General features: G+C 58.0%; 17 protein-coding genes. 8 read left to right on the top strand and 9 right to left on the bottom strand.

Translation table 11 applies throughout. The annotated features are described in order from the left end of the window. The first annotated feature begins 35 nt into the window (after positions 1–35). Positions 36–1,481, top strand: a complete 1,446-nt coding sequence (gene dhaM / locus J5067_RS09580) for a dihydroxyacetone kinase phosphoryl donor subunit DhaM (protein ID WP_264650986.1) — start codon at positions 36–38, stop codon at positions 1,479–1,481. Between the two features lie 60 nt (positions 1,482–1,541). Here dhaM and J5067_RS09575 read toward each other — a convergent pair whose 3' ends face one another. Next, complete coding sequence (locus J5067_RS09575) at positions 1,542–2,168, bottom strand: LysE family transporter (RefSeq protein ID WP_264644863.1); 627 nt, start codon at positions 2,166–2,168, stop codon at positions 1,542–1,544. 103 nt (positions 2,169–2,271) lie between these two features. After that, a complete protein-coding gene (locus tag J5067_RS09570; RefSeq protein ID WP_264650985.1) occupies positions 2,272–2,637 on the bottom strand; it encodes an HMA2 domain-containing protein in 366 nt (121 codons plus the stop codon). A 305-nt stretch (positions 2,638–2,942) separates the two neighbouring features. Here J5067_RS09570 and J5067_RS09565 point away from each other — a divergent pair, with 305 nt between their 5' ends. From J5067_RS09565 to J5067_RS09545, 5 genes are read left to right on the top strand one after another with little or no spacing between them, the layout of a single operon-like run. After that, on the top strand, positions 2,943–3,263 hold the full coding sequence (locus tag J5067_RS09565) for a hypothetical protein (protein ID WP_264644865.1): 321 nt from the start codon (positions 2,943–2,945) through the stop codon (positions 3,261–3,263). Positions 3,264–3,285: 22 nt separating this feature from the next. Next, positions 3,286–3,972 carry a YtxH domain-containing protein gene (locus J5067_RS09560; protein ID WP_264644866.1) on the top strand — a complete coding sequence of 229 codons (687 nt, stop codon included), beginning with the start codon at positions 3,286–3,288 and terminating at the stop codon, positions 3,970–3,972. Then, entirely contained in the window at positions 3,956–4,288 is a 333-nt protein-coding gene (locus J5067_RS09555) for a hypothetical protein (RefSeq protein ID WP_264650984.1), read from the top strand. Before J5067_RS09560 ends, J5067_RS09555 begins: the two co-directional genes overlap by 17 nt. After that, a complete protein-coding gene (locus tag J5067_RS09550; protein ID WP_264644868.1) occupies positions 4,285–4,602 on the top strand; it encodes a DivIVA domain-containing protein in 318 nt (105 codons plus the stop codon). Before J5067_RS09555 ends, J5067_RS09550 begins: the two co-directional genes overlap by 4 nt. Next, positions 4,602–6,701, top strand: coding sequence for a heavy metal translocating P-type ATPase (locus J5067_RS09545; protein ID WP_264651103.1), 2,100 nt, complete (start codon positions 4,602–4,604; stop codon positions 6,699–6,701). The genes J5067_RS09550 and J5067_RS09545 overlap by 1 nt, the downstream gene beginning before the upstream one ends. Here J5067_RS09545 and J5067_RS09540 read toward each other — a convergent pair. From J5067_RS09540 to J5067_RS09525, 4 genes are read right to left on the bottom strand one after another with little or no spacing between them, the layout of a single operon-like run. Then, positions 6,698–7,426, bottom strand: a complete 729-nt coding sequence (locus tag J5067_RS09540) for a proteasome-type protease (RefSeq protein ID WP_264644869.1) — start codon at positions 7,424–7,426, stop codon at positions 6,698–6,700. The genes J5067_RS09545 and J5067_RS09540 overlap by 4 nt on opposite strands. Positions 7,427–7,444: 18 nt before the next feature. After that, a complete protein-coding gene (locus J5067_RS09535; RefSeq protein WP_264650983.1) occupies positions 7,445–8,254 on the bottom strand; it encodes a transglutaminase family protein in 810 nt (269 codons plus the stop codon). After that, complete coding sequence (locus tag J5067_RS09530) at positions 8,251–9,180, bottom strand: alpha-E domain-containing protein (protein ID WP_264644871.1); 930 nt, start codon at positions 9,178–9,180, stop codon at positions 8,251–8,253. Before J5067_RS09530 ends, J5067_RS09535 begins: the two co-directional genes overlap by 4 nt. Then, the gene (locus J5067_RS09525; protein ID WP_264650982.1) at positions 9,174–10,613 is read right to left on the bottom strand and encodes a circularly permuted type 2 ATP-grasp protein; all 1,440 of its coding nucleotides are present in this window, start codon (positions 10,611–10,613) and stop codon (positions 9,174–9,176) included. The genes J5067_RS09530 and J5067_RS09525 overlap by 7 nt, the downstream gene beginning before the upstream one ends. Positions 10,614–10,963: 350 nt before the next feature. Here J5067_RS09525 and J5067_RS09520 point away from each other — a divergent pair, with 350 nt between their 5' ends. Together J5067_RS09520 and J5067_RS09515 are read left to right on the top strand one after the other, a co-directional pair. Beyond that, positions 10,964–11,302 (top strand): zinc ribbon domain-containing protein YjdM, encoded by a 339-nt coding sequence (locus tag J5067_RS09520; protein WP_264624261.1) that lies wholly within the window; start codon positions 10,964–10,966, stop codon positions 11,300–11,302. A gap of 153 nt (positions 11,303–11,455) precedes the next feature. Continuing rightward, positions 11,456–12,181, top strand: coding sequence for a sulfite exporter TauE/SafE family protein (locus tag J5067_RS09515; RefSeq protein ID WP_264650981.1), 726 nt, complete (start codon positions 11,456–11,458; stop codon positions 12,179–12,181). Here the strand turns inward: J5067_RS09515 and J5067_RS09510 are convergent. The 3 genes from J5067_RS09510 to J5067_RS09500 form a co-directional block, all read right to left on the bottom strand. Further along, positions 12,110–13,066, bottom strand: coding sequence for a LysR substrate-binding domain-containing protein (locus J5067_RS09510; protein ID WP_264650980.1), 957 nt, complete (start codon positions 13,064–13,066; stop codon positions 12,110–12,112). The genes J5067_RS09515 and J5067_RS09510 overlap by 72 nt on opposite strands. A 19-nt stretch (positions 13,067–13,085) precedes the next feature. Next, positions 13,086–13,973: a YghX family hydrolase gene (gene yghX, locus J5067_RS09505; protein ID WP_264650979.1), complete on the bottom strand. Its 888-nt coding sequence runs from the start codon at positions 13,971–13,973 to the stop codon at positions 13,086–13,088. Positions 13,974–14,112: 139 nt separating this feature from the next. Further along, the gene (locus tag J5067_RS09500) at positions 14,113–14,820 is read right to left on the bottom strand and encodes a GGDEF domain-containing protein (RefSeq protein ID WP_264650978.1); all 708 of its coding nucleotides are present in this window, start codon (positions 14,818–14,820) and stop codon (positions 14,113–14,115) included. Position 14,821: the final 1 nt, after the last annotated feature.

The raw sequence follows: 14,821 nt of genomic DNA, 5'->3' as shown, positions 1-14,821 counted from the left end.
TGCCCTGATGACCCGATTGGGTAAGGCTGTAGAAAATGGTCAATATCGTGGTGGTTTCTCACAGTAAGCGCCTGGCAGACGGGGTGGTGGAACTGGCAGCGCAGATGACGCACGGCAGCGTAAAATTTGCGGTGGCGGCTGGCATTGATGATCCCGATAACCCGATTGGCACCGATCCCATTGCCGTGATGACGGCAATACAGGAGGTGCAAGACGAGGGTGACGTGTTGGTGATGGTCGATATGGGAAGTGCGATTTTGAGCACCGATCTGGCGTTGGAACTGCTGGGTGAGGCCTATGCGACCCGCGTGCACGTTTGCGCCGCGCCGCTGGTGGAAGGAACCATCGCCGCCGCAGTCGTGGCAGCGTCCGGTGGTGATATCCGCCAGGTGATGGCCGAAGCGCATCAGGCCCTGGCGGCGAAATATCACCAACTGAATCAGGATGATAAGCTCATGGCCGCCATCCCGCCCGTTGCCTTGACGGCGGAGACGCCAGCGTCAGCGCTCACCTTTTCCTGGCGTGTGGCTAACCCGGCGGGCATTCACGCGCGTCCGGCCTCGGCGATTGCCACCTGCCTCAATCGCTACAATGCCGATGTGCAACTGGTGAAAGGTGCACAGACGGTAAACGGCAAAAGTGTGAATAATATTGCGCTATTGGCGATCAAGCGCGGCGATGAAGTCACACTGCACGCGAGCGGTGAGCAGGCGCAGCAGGCGATAGATGCCTTTACCTTGCTGGCGCACGAGCATTTTGGCGATCGTTTGGAAGCGAAGGACGCTGCGTTGGCGCGCCCTGAGCGGCATCCGGTGGGGGAATTGGTAACGGCCACCGTGTGTCGGGTAGACCGGACGTTGCCCGCCGTGACGCCGCGCGTCAGTCAATCCGCGCAGGCCGAGCTGGCTCAACTGGCGCAGGCGATTGATGCTGCCGTGCAAGACCTGGATGAGCTGTGTGCGTTTACCGCGCAGCGCCTGTCTGATAAGGAAGCCGGGATTTTCCTGGCGCATCGGATGATGCTGGAGGATGGCGAACTGTACGCTGCGGTCGCCGAGCGAATGGGGCAAGCGACGGTGCAGGTTGATGCGCTGTGGCTAACGGTGATTTCCTCGCTGGCACAGGAGTATCAGGGGATTGAAGATACCTACCTGCGTGAACGCTACATCGATATCTATGACGTCGGTCTGCGCGTGTTGCGGCATTTGAACCATCAGCCCGACAGCGTGGTTACGCCCTGTCACACACCGATGGCGATTGTCGCCAACCTATTGCTGCCTTCTGAAACGGTGCAGTTAGATCCCGCCTGGATCAAAGGCGTCTACTTTACCGACAGCGGCAGAAACTCTCACGCGGCCATTCTGGCGACGGCGTTGGGCATTCCGGTGTTTATCGATAAGCCGGGCCATACGCGGGCGTTACGTCACGGAGAAACGATCACGTTCAATGATGACAACGGTGAGATTACCGCTGAAGCATGAGGGTCTGGCGTTGCTATCCCAGTGAACACGGGATAGCAACGGCGAAAACAGTCTGTCTTCTTAGCGGCTGGAGACAGCCAACGCCGATCCAGCCAACACAAACACGCCGCCAGTGGCGCGATTAAGCAACGCCATGCGGCGTGGATTGCTGAATACACCAGACAGGCGTCGCCCGGTGCTGGCGTAGAAAAACATGATGCTGAAATCAAACAGCACCCAGGTCAGCGCCAGAACGGCAAACTGGAGCGCATGGGGTTCCGTGGTGCTGATAAAATTGGGAAACAGCGCGGCAAAAAACAGCAGATCCTTCGGATTGCTGATACCGACTAAAAAGCCTTTACGAAACAGCGCAACTCGCGTGGGTGACGCATCCATCTGCACCTGTTCGGGCGCGTGAGCGGCGGCGGCCGAACGCCATGAGGCAATGCCAAGCCAAATCAGATAGAGCGCACCGACGATTTTCAGGATCATAAACGCGGTGGTTGAAGCCGCTAATACGGCTCCCAATCCCAGCGCCGAGAGTGACATCAGCACCAGCGCGGCGCTCACGCCGCCCAGTACGGTGGCGGCAGCGCGGCCACGGCCATAGCGCAAACCGTGCGTCATGCTGATCAGCGCTGACGGACCGGGAATGGCAATTAAAACGGTAATCACGCCGACAAAGGCGAGCCAAAGGTGTAGCTCCATGTTTTCTCCAACCGAATGCGTGTAACGGGCACAAATGCAGCACCGCGCGCTATGTTCTCACATATAGCGCGCGGTGCCAAAACGGAATTTAGGTAGGCAGCGGTTAACGCACGAGAGTGACCAGTCGTTTGACCAGTGGACCTTTAATCGCCATATCCAGCGTCATCAACGCCAGCCCTTTAGCCAGTGAGCGGGTGTAGCGATGAAGCGACCTGTCGATGTAGGTCTGGTTTCTGGCAACGGAAAGCCATCCTGCTGGCTCAATCTGTGCCAACAGCGCATCGCCAGACAGCATTTTGCTGTCGAAACAAATCGCGACAGAACCGGCATAATGCCGATGGGTAATCTCCTGCACGCCCACGATTTGACGCAGTTGCGCAATGGTCTCGGTCACGCGTTCCGGGTTGCGCTGAATATATTCGGAGCGAATTCGAATGCGATTCTGAGTTTGATGCAAATAGGGAGACATGTCGCCGCGACTCATAGAGATTAGAATGATAACAATTTACATTATCGTAGTGAGAGTGTCTATCACCTCTGTTTATCGCACGAATTGATAAAAAACAAACAACCAGCAATTAACCACATAAATCTTAAGTGGTTCTCCTAACGTTACGTTATTGTGACGTTGTCTTCGCGCAAAATATTTACATTCCTGACGTGGTGACAGGGGCAACCTTGTCGCTTCGTGTTGTGCGCGCGGCATGGGTTGATGTCGCACGAGGTTGACGCGGCATTGATGTTGGTAGGCAAAGGGAGGCTGTAGTCACCGTTATGGCGGCAGATGATTTGCAGAGTTTGATGGCGCTACGCCGTTTTGTCACGGTAGCGCACCATATACCGGGGCGAATTCGCCTCAGTTTTACCAATCGTTTGGTCTCCGCACTCAGCCAAAGCCGGTTGGCTGCGCTGCAATCGCTGTGTCACCCCGAAGGGTGTTTGAAATCGTGCAGCATTAATGCCGCAACCGGCAGCGTGGTACTGGAATATTGTGCCAGCACACTGTCCCCCACGCTGCTGACGCATCTGTTTGGTCACGATGATCAGGCGGCGCAACAGGCGCTGACGCAAATTCAGGCCGTGCTCTCCCAGTAAACCTAGTCAAGCGAGGGTCGTTATGAGTAATGATAATAATCCTGTGAATCAGGCTCCCTATTTCCCACCTTATGGCTATCCCTATTACGTGCCGCAAGGTGATCCCGCCGCGCAGGGGGCTTTTCCTCCCCCACCCGGATGGCCGCCGCAGCCAGCATGGTATCCGCAGATGGCGCCGGGCGCGGTGCCTCCCGGTTATTTACCGCCTGGCTATTCGATGCCTGGGTATCCGCTGCCAGGGTATCCATTCCCCGGAAATGCGGTGCCGCAAGGTGCACACCATCACGGTCATCATGCAGCGCCGGGCATGGATTGGAGCGCGCATGCGCAAGGTGTGGTTGAGAATGTGATGGGAGAACAGGCCGGACTGTTGAAAAGCCTGATCGGCACCATCGGTGCGGATGATAAAGAGTTTTGGAAAGGCGCCATGATTGGGGCGGCTGTCACGCTGCTGCTGACCAATGACAGTGTGCGCCAGACGCTGACACAAACATTGGCGAGTGCGGGCGATCTGTTGAAAACCGGCGGCGACAAAGTCAAATCCTCGGTAGCCAGCGGAGCCGAAAGTGTGAAAGAGAGCGTGGCGGCGGGCAGCACCATTTTTCGCGACACGGTGAAGGCGGGTAAGGCGGAATTTCAGGCCTCGGTAGAGCGCCAGCGCACAGCGCCTCCTGCGCCTGAGGAGACACCGAATGAGCAACAACCGTGACGCGCTAAGCCCCATCAGCCGTGCGGTGGTGGCGGGTGCGTTGGTCGGCACCACTACCTCTTGCATCGAACAGTGGCGGCGTTACCAACGCGGTGAAACCACGCTGAATGAAAGCGCCGTCAAGGTGGCTAGCGATGCGGCCAAAGCGGGCGTGGTGAGCGGTGCCGTGATGGCGGTAGCCAGCGCCAGTGCGGGACGGCCTTTGCTTACCTGGTTAACGCTGGCGAGCGCTGGTGTTGCCAGTCTTTATGTGCTGGATGCCATGCAGCGGCGTGAATCGTCACAGGACCAACCCCAAGAAGGAGTGCCGGAATGAACCCTCCCAACATGCCTTATGTGTACGCCTATCGGTTGCCGAACGGGCAGGTTGCCTATGCCAGCTACCCGCCAGCCACGCCTGCCGCCCCTTATCGTCAGGCAAACAGCAAAACCCATTTTGTCACTGGCGTAGTGGCGGGCGCTGCCATTGCGTATTTGTTGACCAATCCGCAGGTGCAGCAAGGAGTCGCCACCACGGCGAAAAAAGCGTGGGGTACCGTGCGCGGCGAGGTAGAAGAGTTAAAAGAGCGGCTGGCGGATCTCCAGGCGGAGCTGGATTACTACCGGCAGCAGGAGAATGACGCGTCGTGATGTTCGATCGGGAGGTCACTCTCGCGCCGGGTATTCGGGTCAAGCACCGCTTGCCCGGACGTTTGCGGCTGAGCATGACGCTGCTGGCGCGTTTCCCTGACGGAGCGAACTGGCTGCGCCACCAACTATTGGCGCTGTTGGGCGTCACAAGGGTGCGCCTGCGTCCGGCGATTGGCTCGGTGGTGATTGAGTACCATCCGGATCAGACCGACGAATCCACGCTGTTGACGCACGTGGCTGGCATTGACTGGCAGCAGCGTACCGAGAGCGAGCATGAGCCGGAGTATTGCGGTGGCGATAATCTGCTCAACGCGGGCGGTTTGCTGCTGGCGCAGTGTCTGCCTCGACGCTGGGCGGCGCTGCCAACGCTGCTACTGACCGGGGAAACCTTGGCTGAAGGTGTGTCCTCGCTGACCCGGCGCGAGCTGAACGTTGAGGTGCTGGATGCACTGGCCGTTGGGCTTTCCGTGCTGCGCGGTGATAACCGCACCGCGATGTTGACGCAAACGCTGCTGACGCTGGGCGAGTACATGGAGCAGGAGACCAGCCGTCATTCCGATGCGCTGTTGGCTAGCCTGTTACGACCGCAGGAACACAGCGTGTGGGTCGAGCGCGCAGGAGAACGTCATCAAATACGCTCCTCTGCGCTGACGATTGGCGATGTGATGCTGCTTGGACCGGGAGACACCATTCCGGCGGACGGCAAGGTGCTGCGTGGTGTTGGCCTGATTAATCAGGCCTCGATGACCGGGGAAAGCGTGCCAGTGCGGCGTGAGAAGGGCGCCTGGCTGTATGCGGGCACGCAGGTGCAGGAAGGCAATATTGCGGTACAGGCCGATCGGGTGGGGGAAGCGTCCTCGATTGCCAATATTCGCCGCTTTATCAGTGAATCGTTAAGCCAGCAAAGCGAAACACAAAAAGTGACACAGGCGATGGCAGACCGGCGTGTGGCGATCACGCTCGGTGTAGGGGGGGCGGTGTTTGCCCTGACCCGCGACTGGCGGCGTCTGGCATCAGTGTTTTTGGTGGATTATGCCTGTGCGCTGAAGCTAAGCACGCCGATCGCGTTTAAATCCATTATGTACCGCGCGGCGCAAAGTGGCTTGCTGCTGAAAGGCGGGCGGGCGATTGAACAACTCGCCGCGGTCGATACGGTGGTGTTCGACAAAACCGGCACCCTGACGCACGGTGATATGCAGGTGACGGAAGTGGTCAGTTTCGATCCGGAGCGGGCCTGGGCGGAGCGCCTGCTGGCGATCGCGGCCTCAGTTGAGGAACACAGCAACCATCCGTTGGCGAAAGCGGTGGTGGCGTCGGCGCACCACCATGCGTTGCCCCATATCAACCACGGCGAAGTAGAGTATGTGATTGCACACGGTCTGCTGTGTGAACTGGATGGTCATCGCATGGCGATCGGCAGCCGCCATTTTCTCGAAGCGCACTATCAGGTTGTGTTCTCACCGTACGAGGCCGAGATTAGCGCGTTGGCTCAGCAGGGGTGCCATTTGCTGTTCATCAGCCTTGATGAACGGTTGGTTGGTATGATTGGCTTACAGGATAACGTGCGGGCGGAAGCACTCGAGGTGATCGCACAACTGCGTCAGTCGGGGATCGATCGCATCGTGTTACTGACTGGCGATCGCGTTGAAAAGGCGCAGCAACTGGCTAACGCGTTAGCGATGGATGAATGCGTGGCTGAATGCACACCAGAGAGTAAGGTGGATGTGGTTCAGGCACTGCAACAGCAGGGCCGCAACGTGCTGTTTATCGGCGATGGTGTCAATGATGCCCCGGTGCTGGCGCAGGCGGATGTCGGACTGGCGATGAACCAGAGCACCGAGCTGGCGCAGCAGGCGGCGGATGCGGTACTGATGCAGGACAGCCTGCACGGCGTGGTGCTGGCGCGTGAACTGGCGCTGGAAGCGATGAAGCTGGTACACAGCAATATTGCCCTGACAGAATGGGTCAACAGCGGCATTATGCTGACGGCGGCGCTGGGCGGGTTGTCGCCGGGCGGCAGCGCCCTGCTGCACAATGGCACCACCCTTGCAGTATTGCTGCGTGCGCTGGCGGCTCGGCGGACGAGTGTGACGCGTTAAAGCGAGAACGGCGGCAGTTGACGGAACGTGTTCTGTAACCCTTCCGACCAGGCTTTGCGAATGGTGGCAAAGTAGGGATCATCTTCGGTAACACGGCGCTGTCCGCTGTCATCAAAGCTGTCAGCCCGGTAGATCATCACATCCAGCGGCAGCCCGACGGACAGGTTACTGCGCAGCGTGGAATCAATCGAGATCAGCGCACAGCACATCGCCTGCTCAAGCGTGGTTTCACGGGTTAATACCCGGTCAATGATCGGTTTGCCGTATTTGCTTTCGCCAATCTGGAAGTAGGGCGTGTCGCGCGTTGCCTCGATAAAATTGCCTTCGGGATAGATATGAAACAGTCGGGGGGCTTCTCCGGCGATTTGCCCGCCTAACAGCAGGTTACAGCCAAAGTTGGTGGTGCTGGCATGTTGTTGCATACGACTGTCACGATCGATAACTTCGCGTAAGGTGGCACCGATCAGCGTTGCGGCGTCGTACAGGGTTGAAACCTGCAACAGGTTGGGCTCGCTGTCACTGCGCATGCGCGTTTCCAGCAGGCTGACAATGCTTTGTGTGGTGGCCAGGTTTCCGGCGGACTGCAACACCAGCACCCGATCGTCGGCGCGGTGAATCACATGCAGTTTTTTAAACGTTGCAATATGATCCACCCCGGCATTGGTGCGGGAATCCGAGGCGAACACCAGCCCGTCCGACAGGCACATGGCCACACAGTAAGTCATAATCCGATCATCTCATGGTTATTGCTGCTGCGCCTGTTGTGAAAAGCGCCGCACTTCAGCTTCAGAAAACAGCATTTCGCTTCCGCCACCCAGCCGACTGCCGCGTATCGGGCAGGCATCCAGATAGTCCAACCCGGTCGCCAGACGCAAATGCTGCGTCAGGCTACGCGAGTTGTTGGTGATATCAAAACTCAGCCAGCGTCCATTCAGCCACACTTCCGCCCAGGCGTGCATCGCCACATGGCGCGAATCCGGGCTATGAACGTAGCCGCTGACATAGCGCGCCGGGAGGTGCAGGCTACGACAGCAGGCCAGAAACACATGGGTGTGATCCTGACAGACTCCCTGCCCGCGTGTAAAGGCCTGCGCCGCGCTATCTTGCACCTGCGTGGCACCGGGGGTGTAAGGCATACTGACCAACAGCGCCGCCATCAGCGCGTTCAGGCTCTCTTCCGCCGCTTCCGGCCGGTAGTAGCGCAGCGCGAAGGCGCGAATCGGCGCATCCGCCTGCGTCAGCGGCGTGCTGCGCAGGAACACCAGTGGTGACAACAGCTCATTCTCTGGCGCGATATCATCGTTATCGGCAATGTCTACCACACCCTGAGCGTGAATGACGATTTCCTGATGCGGATGATCCAGCGTCAGCACATGCAACACGTTGCCCCAGGTGTCGGTGGTGGTGACAGCGGACCCCTCAGACAGTGTTAACGACCATGAGTCCACGCGCTGGCGGGCGGAATCACGCGGCGTCAAACGCAGATACTGGGTGCTGAATTTCACTTGTTCATCATAGCGATAGCGCGTGAGATGATTAATGGTCAGTTTCATACCGTCTCCAGATAGGTTTGTCGCACGCTGTCAGCCAGCGCGTTGATCCGGGCCAACAGCCCGGTGAGATAGACCTGCATATCCGATTGCGCCAAATCTTCCCGTGTGCTGAAGCGCAGATCGACGTTCAACTGGTGCGCCAGCCGTAACGGCAGGTGAGAGCGGGTGTTAGCGATCTGCTCCAACTGGCTGACGACGTCTTCGATGCAGGCGCGCAGCGAGCGCGGCACGTCGTTGCGTAGGATCAGCAACTCGGCCACCGTATCGCGTGTCACCGGCTGACGATAGATACTGTTGTAGGCCTCGCGCGCGCTGACCGCGCGCAGCAGCGTATCCAGCCGATAATATTCACGCACCGGATCGGTGTCGTTATTCAACTGCTGATCTTTGAGCAGCAGCAGTTGCGTGGTGGCGAATGCCCGCTCGATCAGCGTGCCGATACGGATAAAACACAGCGCATCGTTACGCAGCAAGGTGCCGAACACCGCGCCGCGAAACAGATGGGCGCGATCTTTAACCCAGTCAAAGAAGGCATCGATACCGACCTCTTCCACCCCTTTTTGCCGCAGCGTGCGCAACTGAATGCGCGTGGTGTTGATGCACTCCCACACCTCGGCGGAGAGGCTGCCGCGCACCGCATGGGCGTTGTTCCAGGCCATTTCGACGCAACTGTAGATACTGCTGGGGTTATCACTGTCGAGGGCAAAAAAGTTGATCAGGTTCGCCATGGAAAACTGCGGATAACGCACCTGAAACAGCTCATGGGTCAACGAGAGATTGAGCGGCAGCGCCAGATCGCGCTGCTGCTGACTGTGGCGTGGCACCATCGACAGCTTGTAGGTGACATCGAGCACGCGGGCGAAACTCTCCGCCCGCTCCAGATAACGCGCCATCCAAAACAGTTCACTGGCTGTGCGGCTTAGCATGATTCGTCATCCTCCATTACCCAGGTGTCCTTGGTGCCGCCCCCTTGCGAAGAGTTCACCACCAGCGAGCCTTCGGTGAGCGCCACCCGCGTCAACCCGCCAGGCACCAGACGAATTTCCTGCCCGTAGAGCACAAAGGGGCGCAGGTCGATATGGCGCGGGGCCAGCCCTTGTTCCACAAAGGTCGGGCAGGTGGAGAGCGCCAGCGTCTCCTGCCCGATGTAGTTCGTCGGGTTGGACAACAAGCGCTGGCGAAATTCCTCTATTTCGGTACGGCTGGCGCGCGGTCCTACCAGCATGCCGTAGCCGCCTGCACCGTGGACTTCTTTCACCACCATCTGATCCAGATTATCCAGCACGAAGCGCAAATCCTCCGGTTTGCGGCACTGCCAGGTGGGGATGTTGTTCAATAGCGGCTCTTCGCTCAGATAGAAACGGATCATCTCCGGTACGTAAGGGTAGATGGATTTATCATCGGCCACGCCGGTGCCGATGGCGTTGGCGAGCACCACGCCGCCTGCGCGATACACCGACAACAGACCCGGCACGCCGAGCATGGAATCAGCGCGGAACGCCAGCGGATCGAGAAAGGCATCATCAAGGCGGCGATAAATAACATCCACCTTGCGCGGCCCTTCGGTGGTGCGCATGTAAACCGCCCCTTCCTTGATAAACAGGTCGGCACTTTCAACCAGCTCCACCCCCATTTGCTGGGCTAAAAAGCTGTGTTCGAAGTAAGCGCTGTTGAAGCGTCCCGGCGTCATCACCACCACGCAGGGGTCGTCCACCGGTGAGCTTTCGCGCAGGGTTTGCAGCAGGTAACTGGGGTAGCGCTCCACCGGGGCGATATGTTGCTGGGCAAACATATCCGGATAGAGGCGCATCATCATCTTGCGGTTTTCCAGCATGTAAGAGACGCCGGACGGCGTGCGCAGATTATCCTCCAGAACGTAATACTCACCGTCACTGTTGCGCACCATATCGATGCCGGTGATATGGGCATAAATCTGATTGGGCAGGGAGATGCCCTGCATGCAGGGTTGGAATTGCTCGTTTGCCAACACCTGTTCGGCGGGGATAATGCCCGCTTTGAGGATGTGTTGATCGTGATAGATATCATGCAGAAAGGCATTCAGCGCCTTGACGCGTTGACGAATGCCGCTGTCCAGTTTGCGCCACTCCGCCGCCGGAATAATGCGCGGCACACTGTCAAACGGGATTAACCGTTCGGTGCCCTCATCGTCACCGTAAACGTTGAAGGTGATCCCCACCCGATGAAACAGCAGTTCAGCCTGCTCCTTCTTCTGCCGTACCGATTGCTGATCGGTGCGTTGCAGCCAGCGCCACCATGGATCGTAATGCTGCCGCTGCCGTCCCTCTGCCGTGAGCATTTCATCGTAATAAGGTCCACTAGGAAGCGTTATTTTTATCATTGGCATCTCCGGGCATTACGCAATAAGAAGATAATGGTTGCCATGCATAAAAAATGCCAAATAACGCAATCTTGTTTTTCGCTAGTGCAATCGTGGCGCTTTGCACGCTATTGAGTCAGGAATGCACTGCCAGCGCGCGTTTGCGCCAGACGGTAGTGCGTTCAACGGCGGTGGTTTTGTGTCAATGTGGTGCGCATTGCTTTATCGCTGTGCAGGGCTGCGCCATGGGGTTGCAGGGCGTTTGGCTGTACGCTGTGAGAGAAATAGCGTAAAATAGTGACAATTCATCATGTTTGCTTATGATTTTATTATTTATTTTACCTTTTTATTGAATTTTCAGGAGTCATGACGTGTCAACCTTACCAAATTGTCCAAAATGCGACTCTGCCTTTACCTGGCAGGCCGATGAACAGCTCAATTGTCCTGAGTGCGGCCACGAGTGGTCCATGAATGCCGAGACCGCTGATGACGACGGGCTGGTAGTGCGTGATGCCAATGGCAACCTGTTGGCCGATGGCGACAGCGTGACGGTTATTAAAGACCTGAAAGTGAAGGGCAGTTCTTCCACGCTGAAGATTGGTACCAAAGTGAAAGGTATCCGTCTGGTCGAAGGTGACCACAACATTGATTGCAAGATTGATGGTTTTGGCCCGATGAAGCTGAAATCCGAGTTTGTGAAGAAAAGCTGAGTTTTTTCGCTACGCGCCGCGTTTGCTGCGGCGCGAGCGCATCCCCTGCAAGTTTTCCCTGAGTCTCCCTCAATAAATTCCCGATCGCGCTTTTGCCGCGCTGTGGGTATTTTCGTGTTACCCCTCAGAATCAGTGGCAAATAAGGATAAGGGATGGTGACGATACTCTGCGTGTTTTTGCTAGCGGGCATGATTAAAGGCATTGTCGGCCTCGGTTTGCCGACGGTCGCCATGGGACTTCTGGCGTTAACCATGCCGCCGACCAGCGCTGCCGCGCTGCTGTTGATCCCCTCTTTCGTCACCAACCTGTGGCAACTGCTTGCTGGCCCGGCATTTTTATTGCTGGCGCGGCGTCTTGGCAGCTTTCTGGTCGCGATACTGATAGGAACGCTGTGGAGCGGCATTCCCAGTCTGGCGGACGCGTCGCCATGGGCCCCGGTTTTCCTTGGGGGGATGCTGGTGGTTTATGGCGTGTGGGGGCTGATTGCGCGCCGCCTGCCAGCGCCCGGTCGCCATGAAATCTGGCTTTCTCCGGTCATGGGCTACCTCACTGGAATGATTACGGCGGCGACCGGTGTGTTTGTGATTCCGGCGGTGCCTTATTTGCAGTGTCTGGCATTGAAGAAAGATGACCTGGTGCAGGCGCTCGGGCTGGCGTTTACGGTTTCAACGCTCGGGCTGGCACTGTCGTTGGCGCAGGGCGGTGGTCTGCCTGCGTTGAATCTGTCGTTGTCGCTGCTGGCACTGATCCCGGCGCTGCTCGGTATGGTGCTGGGTCAACGGGTGCGAAAATATATTGGTGAAACGCTATTTCGCCGCTGCTTCTTTCTCGGATTGATCGCTCTGGGGCTCACCATGGTGCTCGGCGTCGGGGGTTGATGCCTGTCTGCCGCTTATCTGTTCGACAAATTCCTGAAGGTAGCCAGGCAGTGCGCTGAACTGGCGCGCGCACAGCAACAAGTGGCGCTGTGCCCACGCGTCGCTAAGCGAAATGGCGCGCACCTGCTGCGCATCCGTTTGCGCCAGGGCTTTTTCGGGCACAATCCCGATGCCGAGACCTTGCTGGATTAACCCAATCAACGCCGGGAAATCATTCAAACGCACGCGGTAGTTAAGACGCTTGCCATGCTGGCGCGCATGGTGGTCGATATGCTCCTGCAACGCGCTGCCCAGGTTCAAACCGACAAACTCCGCGTCCAGCAGGGCTTCAAAAGCCAGCACCGGCGAGGCCGCCCACGGTGACGTGACCGCAGCCGCCACCACCAGCGGATCCGGGCAAAACTCACGGGTTTCCAGACCCTGCAACAGGACTGAATCGGCAACGATACCCAGTTCCGCACGCTGGTTTTTAATCGCATCCACGATCTCGTGGCTGGGCTTTTCGCTGACGCTCAGGGAGATACGCGGGTGGGCGAGCAGATAGTCACTCAAGCGCGACGGAAGATGCAGGCTTAGTGCAGACGCATTGCAGAGCAGGGCGATATGCCCTCGCAACCCGTTGCCAAACTGCTGCAACTCGCTTTGCATATGATTGCGCTGCTGCAATAGCGTATTGGCATGGCGAGCCAGCGCAAAGCCCGCTTCGGTGAGCGTCACGCCGTTGCTGACACGGGTTAGCAGCGCCACGCCAAGTGCCTCCTCCATACCGCGAATACGCTCGCTGGCGGCCTGAAGCGTCAGGTGTGAGCGAGCGGCGCCGGCGGTGATGCTGCCCGCTTGCTGCACATGAAGAAACAGACGCAAATCAGTGAAATCAAAGCGCATGGTTTATCCTGAACATACGCTAGACCAGATAGCGCCGGAACCAGGCCAGGGTGCGTTCCCACGCCAGATCGGCGGCAGCCTTGTCATAGCGCGGGGTGGAGTCATTGTGAAAGCCGTGGTTGGTGTTGGGATAAATGTGCGCCTGATACACCTTTTTTCCGGCAATCAGCGCGTTTTCGTAGGTGGGCCAGCCTTCGTTAATACGTTCATCACGTTCGGCGTAGTGGATCAGCAGCGGTGCCTTGATGCGCTCAACGTCTTCCGGTTTTGGCTGGCGACCATAGAAAGGCACCGCGGCGGCCAGTTCCGGGTAGGCAACCGCTGCCGCATTGGCGACGCCGCCGCCGTAGCAGAAACCGGTGATGCCCACTTTACCGGTGCTGTCCGGATGCTTGAGCATAAATTCGACGGCGGCGAAAAAGTCGTTCATCAGTTTAGTAGGATCGACTTTTTGTTGCAGTTCCCGCCCTTTTTCATCATTGCCGGGGTAACCGCCGACGCTGCTCAGCCCGTCAGGGGCCAGCGCGATAAAACCGGCTTTCGCCAGCCGTCGTGCAACATCTTCAATATAGGGATTGAGGCCGCGGTTTTCGTGCACCACCACCACCGCAGGCACCGGGCCGGTCAGGTTGGCGGGTTTCACCAGATAACCGCGCACGCTGCCGTGCCCATTGGGTGACGGATAGGTGATGTATTCAGGGAGGATATCCGGGTCCGTGAACTCGACCTGCTGTGCCAGCGCGTAGTTAGGGCTCAGCAGCGACAGCAGCGTCATGGCGGTCAGGCCGCCCACCGCATATTTACCTGCACGTTCCAGAAACTCTCGCTTGGTGAGTTTCCCATGCGCATAGTAGTCGTACAGTTCGAGCAGTTCAGGCTGGAAATCTTGTGCGGTAAGACGTGGCATGGTGATACGCTCTCCTTTGGCAACCCATCCAACACGGGCTCTCATCACTGTAGCAAAAGTGACTCAACGCCGCGCTAATGCGCTCTGGCGTTCCTCGTCATCTTTACCTTTTTTTACGTTGGAGAACGTGGGTACCGGCTTAGCGAAACATCACACGATTACGTCCTTGCTGCTTGGCTTCATACAGCGCGGCATCGGCGGCGTTGTACAGCGTATCAAACCCGGTCGTTGCGGGGGCCCAACTGACGCCAAAGCTGGCGGTCACCGGATAAGCGGGCAGCGCTGCCAGGTTTGAGCGGTTCAGATCGGCATGGATGCGCTGCGCGTACAGGACCGCCTGTTGCAGGGCAACATTATCCAGCAAAATCGTGAACTCTTCTCCGCCTACGCGCCCAATGCTGCCGACGCCGCCCAGCGCATGACGCACGCGGGTGATCAGATCGCAGATCACCGCATCGCCCGTTGGGTGACCAAAGTTGTCGTTTACCCGCTTGAAATGGTCGATATCCAATACAATCAGCGAGGCCTGGCGCTGCGTGAGCACCGTGCTGATGATGTCGATAATGGCACCACGGTTGTAGACATCCGTGAGCGGATCGTGTGTCGCTTTGTAAGCCAACTCATCGGCCAGTTGATGGAGCTGGTGGTTTAAGCGCGTCAATTCGCGCTCTGCCCGATCGCTGCGCGAGATGAGACGGTGGGATTCACGCACCAGACGCTGATAGTGTTCGGTCAGTGCCAGCAGACTATCCCGGTAGACTTCCGCGGGCCTGTCAGGCTGCGAAGCCACGTTGCGCGCGGCGAGCAGGATGTCATATTCCGGGGTGAACAGCTCAAAGGTGCTCATG

This window comes from Candidatus Symbiopectobacterium sp. NZEC151 (assembly GCF_025962655.1).
Classification (GTDB): Bacteria; Pseudomonadota; Gammaproteobacteria; order Enterobacterales; family Enterobacteriaceae; genus Symbiopectobacterium.
This window is presented reverse-complemented; position numbering and strand designations above follow the sequence as displayed.